Below are 6776 nucleotides of genomic sequence, written 5' to 3' on the forward strand. Positions count from 1 at the left end.
CTAGAGGCGCCATTCTGTGTGAGGGCATTGATACCAATAAAGCTGTTCAGAATAAGAGTAATGAGGGCGCAGATAACAAGAATGCCAAGTCCAACAGCGGCCATGAGCCAACGCATCCGGCGTCCGAGCCGCGGAGAGAGAGCAAACTGCATGGTGACTCCCCCCCCAAGCAGGCCCTCGTCCTCACTGTCACCCTCCTCCCAAGAGGAACAGGCAGGAGCACCAGCTTCACTCGGCAGTAATGTGGCTGGAAGCGAACGGGGATAAGCAGGCGGCGGGAGAATGGCCTGCGGCTGGGCACTAGGAAGTAGCTGCGTAACCTGCTCCGCAGAGTGATCCCCTTGCGGCTTCGTTAGCGCGTCGCCCTCTGGACCGGCCCCGTGAGGAGCCAGAAACTGGAGCATGGTACTGCCTAGAACAATGATATCTTGCGACTGCAGGGGAAACGGGACATGGGAGGGAATAGGCTGCCCATTGACCCGGACCACGTTGTGGGGGGCGAGATTGATCAGGTACCAGCAGCCATCATTATCGAGAATGAGACGCGCATGCTCTCGCGAAACCGAGAGGTCCATTAAGACGATGTCATTGCTGAGGGCCCGCCCAATGCTGGTCTCACGCCGCGTCACCACATGTACTAGCTGCTCGTCGGGCAACCAGGAGAGAGGAGCGCGCGCGCGTATGGCCCAACCCCGCGCCGTTGGGGGTTGAAGGTGGGGCATGCGCACCACCCGTAACACACCGTAGCTCTGGCTCATTGTCCATGCGTTCCTGCGGCGGTAACAGTGCTTATTGTGAATACGCGCTTGACACGCATGCCTCGCTCCACACCTTGGGCACCCGGTGCGATCGACTCAGGCCGCGTCGCTGCTATATACATGGTAGCATAGAAAGCGCAGAGAGAGTAAGCCACCTCGGCAACACGCTGGCACTCTCAGCAGGCCGCGATTACCCCGCCCGAGGGAAATCACGACCTCACTCAATGACAATGCTCTCTCTACAACAGTGGGCGCACCCGCCCCATCCCCATAGGCGTTTTGTACCCTACGCCACAGTAGAAGGCCAGATAAGCAAGCAGCCAAAGCTGCTGGCGCACCGTCAGGCATGGGACGGCTGTCGACAAGGACAACTGACCAGGCTCCGACGCAGGATCAGGCCCACGCAGCCGATAGACGCAGCGCCCGATAAAGCCAGGCTGAACATGGGTAGAGAAATGCACCTGATGCGGCTTCAGATCATAGTCTTCTATAATAATACCATCGTCAAGGATATACTCTTCGATTAGCTCAGGTTGGATCAGCGCAGCTAGCTCGCGCGTCTCTGGCTCTTGTGAGACAAGCTCCTGCCAGCGCTTGGCAAGGCCAGGGAAGAGATAGCGAGGTAAAGGCAGAAGGGCATAATAGTTTCCATAGATCTTGTTGCGCGTGTTGATCCAGTTAAAGGTTGTGAGCGAATCGAATTCCAGGGTCATGCGCTCACAGCGCGCAGGCGATAACGAGGCAGCCTGTCGGGCCAGCTCACGGAAGGTCGTAAAGCCCGTCCAGCGTGAGGGGTCATCTGGGCTGGCGATGACCTCTTCGAGCAGAAAGACCTGGCGACCAATTTGCATAAAAGGCGAGCGTCGCATATTGCCACTCATATGATCAAAATGCACTAGCGCCCTGTAGAAGTGCGGGAATAGCTCGCCGAGCAGCAGCGTGATGCGAACCGTATAGGTCTTCTCTGGGCTGAGCGGCAGATGCCGATTATGGCGCTCGGCCTCTCTAACCTGAGCTGGTGGCAGTGGAAATTGCAAACTGGAGCAGGTGAAGAGGCGACGTTTGTTCCCTTCATGGAGGCGCGCAGAGACATCAGGGGCCGCGCCACGCAGCCACTCTAGCCAGGCTCCATGGACCAATTCGCCTGAGAACGGCATCAAGGTGCCAGGCTGCAATGGCCGCAATCGCAGATGCAGGGCGTAGAGATCAGCTTTGAAGCTGCCCGGTGATGTTAGAGCTGTGGTTTCCATGCTCGCCCCTTCCGAGAACTCTCATATGTAGATGTACCGCAGGCTAATGGTTGCAACTGCCACAACTGTATGTTAGCATAAAATATGTATAACCTCTTGTCTAGCAGGAGTAGGAAAGGTGGCTGTAGACGGGAAGAGGAGAAGCTCCTTTTTTCGTGCCCAGACATCGCCACTCCAATCCAATGAGCAGAGAGGGAAGTCGGTGCCTTTCCTGGAGCAAGAAACCTATGAGCTACTACAGCAGGTAGCGCGCTTCTTTGCAAGACAACACCAGAGCGAAGTATATCTAGTAGGGGGAGCTTTGCGTAACCTGCTCCTTAATTCGCCCTCAGTCGATTGGGACCTGGTTGTCGCTGGCGAAGCGCCAAGGCTGGCACGTCAACTGGCCGATGCTCTGGGTGGTTACTATGCTCATATGCATGAGAAAGCCAGTCGGGTGGTGATACGGAGGCCACAGGGCGAGTGGATCATTGATGTGGCCCCCTTGACCGGCAGCATTGAGGAGGACCTGCGCCAGCGCGACTTTACGATCAATGCGATCGCCTTGCCTCTAGATGCTCTCTTGCACACCGCCGCACCCTCCTCCTTGACCTCGCTGCCGTGGATCGATCCCTGCGGCGGCCTCGCCGATGCTCAGGCTGGCTTGCTGCGCGCAGTGAACGCCCAGGTCTTTCAGGCTCGTCCAGTGCGCCTGCTCCGCGCCATCCGTTTTGCGCGCCGCTACTCTCTGCGCATCGAGCCAGCAACGGAGGCCCTCATCCGCCGCGATGCTCGGCTGCTGACAGAGGAGGTGGCTGAGCGCCTTCTCAGCGAACTCTACAAGCTGCTCGAATTGGAGGACGCGACGCGCAGTCTGCGCCTGCTCGATCGCTACGGCCTGCTTACCGTCCTGGTACCAGAGCTAGGGCCGGCCCGTGGTATGCCGCAGCCACCTCCCCACTACTGGGATGTCTTCGAGCACTCGCTAGAAACCGTCAGTGCGCTGGAAGCCGTAGCGCATGCGCTACAGAGCGAGCCGCGGCCCTTGGATGAGCTGTCTTGCGCTGCCTGGTGCCAGCCGCTCTTGCTTGGTCCTGACCAGACGGACCATCTGGCGCAACTGCGCGCTCTGGTTGCTGAGGCCACACGTCAGGGATTGCTCTCGTTCTCTGAATTGACTAAACCGGCCTTCAAGCTGGCGGCCCTGCTGCATGATATTGGCAAACCAGCCACCCTGAGCTACGATGAAGAGGGGACAAGCCATTTCTATGGCCACCAGCAAGCAGGAACTCCCCTGGCCGAAGGCGTCATGAAACGTCTGAGCACCAGCGGCCATGATCGCCATCTAGTACGTCTGGTGACGCTTCACCACATGCGCCCGGGCCAGCTTGCACGCCAGGAGTTTGTGACACCGCGCGCGATTCGACGCTACTTTGTCGATCTAGGAGCCTACGGCCTGCATGTCGCTCTCTTCTCGCTAGCCGATCATCTGGCAACCTATGGCCCCGGCTATCATCTCCGTCCTGCTGGGGCCTGGGAGGCCCATCTTGCTTGTGTGGCTCTTCTCTTCCGCAGCTATCTCTATGAGCGGGAGCGCTTTTTACCAACACGTCTACTGAGCGGTCACGAGCTGATGCGCCGTCTGGGACTGCAGCCAGGCCCGCTGGTCGGCGAGCTGTTGGAGATTATCGCCGAAGCCCGCGCAGAGGAACGCATCCACTCGAAGGAGGAAGCTCTCTGGCTGGCTCGCGAATATTTACAGACGCACGAGGCTCACACAGCAAGCAGAACGGAGGAGCATGATTCTTCTTCGCCTTCCTCCTAAAGGAAGCTTCTGAAATATCTTTTGATAGAAGCTGCACAGCATGCTTGAGGGTGCCGGAGCCGCTCATGTACAGCAGCTCCGCACAGGTGCTCTGTTCCATTCAAAGGCCCCGTGCTATAATAACTGGCGATACCCGGCAGCAGAACGCTTCCTCAGCTAACTGATCAGCCATTCAACAACTCCTGATAGGAACCGAATAGCATGGCCAAAAAGCGCAAGAAAAACAGCGGTAGTGGCTCCTCGGCTGTCCAGCGGCGGGCCCAGATTCAGGCGCAGGCCCAGCTACAGAGCCGCAGCCCTCAAGGCAGCGGTGGGGCAAAGACAGGGGGAGCTCAGAGCAGCAGTGCTTTCCAAAGTGCAGCGAGCGCCCCTTCCAAGAACGCAGGCTCAGCCACTGCGCGCAGTGCCACACGCGCCGAAGCCGCGGCCCGTTCAACCAGCGCTACCGCTAGCACCCATCAGCCGCAACGCCGCTACGTACGCCGGCGCGTCAGTGGACGGACACGTTGGCTTATCGTCGCCGGAGCTCTGATTGTCGTCCTGGCGATCATCGGCGGTTTCATCGTCATCTCTCAGCAGCACAGCAGCTCTGGAGCCCGGGGGAGCACCGACCCCGAGGTTCTGAAGACGGTGACGAGTATCGATGTAAATCTGTTGTCCCAAATTGGAACAGGTGGACAGAAGAACCCTCTACAGGCTGTCACTAACCGTGAGCGGCTGGTCGGCCCCAATGGCAAGCCAGAGGTCTTCTACTGGGGTGCAGAGTTCTGTCCCTATTGCGCCGCAGAACGCTGGTCTCTGGTGATAGCGCTCAGTCGTTTTGGTCACTTCAGTGCCCTACCCGAGACAACCTCCTCCAGCACCGATGTCTATCCCGATACGGCAACATTTACCTTCTACGGCAGTAGCTACACCAGCTCCTATATCGATTTTGTGCCGCTGGAGGTCGAAGACCGCAATCAGCAACCCCTGCAGACGCCAACGCAGGAACAGCAGAGCCTGGTGAACGCGCTTAACCCAAGCGGCGGTTTCCCGTTCCTGGACATCGCCAATATCTATATGTCTCAGGGACAGAGCGTTGATCCAGGGCTGCTGAGTGGCCTCTCACAGAAGGACATCGCGATTCAGCTCACTAATTCGAGCACGTCGATTTCCAAGAGCATCCTGGGCGTGGCTAATTATCTGACAGCGGCGATCTGCGTGGCTACCAACGATCAGCCAGCTAGCGTCTGCAAGGCTACGTTTATTCAGTCCATCGAGAAACAACTGCCGCGCGTGGCCCTGGCGAACAGCGGTCGTACGGCCTTCAGCCTGGCGCCGCTCACTGAGGGCACGCTACCAGCACAGAGCCGCCTGCGTCTCGACAAGCGAGCGATCTAGAAAATCTGTCCGTTTGCTTTCAAGCGGCTCGGGAGGGGGTTTCTGCCCCTCCGAGCCTAGCTGCACTACGGTTGACAAGCCTATCCAGATGACGTACCATTACCTTGTCAAAAGGCAGTGGAGACGGCAGACAAGCGCGCTTTCTTCGTCGGATCTGCCCGACTGATCGCGCTCGAGCGCTATCGAGCGGACTGACTGGAGCCATCAGTGAAGGTCATCGCCATATTCTATCAGGGCCGCAAACAGCACACTGCTGAGGCGGCAGCCCAGCTTGAGCCGTTTCTGCGCCGCCGCGGCTACGAGGTCCGTAGTGTCGATATCCGCGAGGAGGGAGAGGAGACCCCCGAAGGCTTGTTACAAGGCTGCGAGCTGGTTATCGTGCTGGGCGGCGATGGGACCATTTTGCACGCCGCGCGTCTGTGTGCCGCCGATGGCATTCCTATCGTAGGAGTGAAGTACGGGCGTGTCGGCTTTTTAACGGAATTAGAACCCCGCGATCTTCCCTACGAGCTTGTACACTATCTAGAGAAAGATGATTCGGTCTGGGTGGATACGCGCACAATGCTAACAGCCACCTTGGACCAGGAAGGACAAAGCGAAACTTTTCTGGCGCTGAATGACATTGTGATTGCGCGCGGTACCTGGCCCCGCGTAGTGCAGGTAGGTATCTGGATCGACGATCATTTTTATAGTACGACCTATGCCGACGGGGTGATTGTCTCGACGGCTACCGGCTCAACGGCCTATAACCTGGCCGTCGGTGGCCCCCTGCTCCATCCACAGGTGCAGAGTATGGTTCTGACGCCAATCGCTCCCCACCTGGCTTCTGATCGGTCGTTGATCCTCCACCCCGATGCCTGCGTGCGCCTGCAAATTGTGACTGGCTCGCAAAGCGGTGTCTTCTCTGCCGATGGTCAATTGAATCGCGAGGTCCGCAACGGCGCTATGGTCACTGTCCAGAAAAGCCAGTATGAGACCCGCTTTCTGCGACGCCGACCGCCGACCTACTTTTACCAGATTATCAACGCGAAGCTGAGAGATGACGAGTAGGATCGCTCGTACGCTCGTTCGCTTATCCCCTGATGCCAGGCGCGCGTTCGCCCGCACTCTCTTCAGCAACGGGTGCCAGGTGGCAGCCCGGCTGCCGGTCCGATCCACCGGCCGGCTGTTGCCTCCCGCATGCTTCATCCGTTGAGAAAGTTGCCTGTGCAGTGCCATGTTGCTTGAACTGAACATTAAGGATTTTGCTATCATCGACAATCTGCATCTCACCTTCCATCGACTCTTCAACGTCTTTACCGGCGAGACAGGGGCAGGCAAATCCATTATCATTGATGCCGTTAGCGCCCTGTTGGGAGGAAAGATCGGTGCAGAGTATGTGCGCGCTGGCTGCGAGCGCGCCAGCGTCGAGGGCGTCTTTTCGCTGGAGACGCTGCTGCCACCTGACAACAATGGCTTCCAGAGTCTGGCTCGCACAGCAGAGGAGGAGGAAGAAGCGGCCCCTAGTGGCGATACGCTCTATGCCGCTATAGAACAGGCTGAGAGCCGCCGCCTGGAACGCCTGCGCACTGATCTCTCCAGCGC

General features: G+C 58.3%; 6 protein-coding genes. 4 read left to right on the plus strand and 2 right to left on the minus strand.

The features are described from left to right. Both IRZ24_RS14950 and cas6 read right to left on the minus strand, forming a co-directional pair. Window positions 1-758, minus strand: a 758-nt coding sequence (locus IRZ24_RS14950; RefSeq protein ID WP_297165628.1) for an FHA domain-containing protein, incomplete at its 3' end; no start/stop codon positions are given. 239 nt (window positions 759-997) lie between these two features. Beyond that, a complete protein-coding gene (gene cas6, locus IRZ24_RS14955) occupies window positions 998-2008 on the minus strand; it encodes a CRISPR system precrRNA processing endoribonuclease RAMP protein Cas6 (protein WP_297165630.1) in 1011 nt (336 codons plus the stop codon). A 202-nt stretch (window positions 2009-2210) separates the two neighbouring features. On the opposite strand from cas6, the gene IRZ24_RS14960 reads away from it, so the two are divergent. The 4 genes from IRZ24_RS14960 to IRZ24_RS14975 all read left to right on the plus strand — a co-directional run. After that, the gene (locus IRZ24_RS14960) at window positions 2211-3812 is read left to right on the plus strand and encodes an HD domain-containing protein (RefSeq protein WP_297165632.1); all 1602 of its coding nucleotides are present in this window, start codon (window positions 2211-2213) and stop codon (window positions 3810-3812) included. A gap of 201 nt (window positions 3813-4013) precedes the next feature. Continuing rightward, window positions 4014-5192: a DUF929 family protein gene (locus IRZ24_RS14965; protein ID WP_297165634.1), complete on the plus strand. Its 1179-nt coding sequence runs from the start codon at window positions 4014-4016 to the stop codon at window positions 5190-5192. A 207-nt stretch (window positions 5193-5399) separates the two neighbouring features. After that, entirely contained in the window at window positions 5400-6242 is an 843-nt protein-coding gene (locus IRZ24_RS14970) for an NAD(+)/NADH kinase (protein ID WP_297165636.1), read from the plus strand. Between the two features lie 166 nt (window positions 6243-6408). Further along, the coding region (locus IRZ24_RS14975) for an AAA family ATPase (RefSeq protein WP_297165638.1) at window positions 6409-6776 on the plus strand (368 nt) is incomplete at its 3' end.

The organism is Thermogemmatispora sp., assembly GCF_019683755.1.
Taxonomy (GTDB): Bacteria; Chloroflexota; Ktedonobacteria; order Ktedonobacterales; family Ktedonobacteraceae; genus Thermogemmatispora.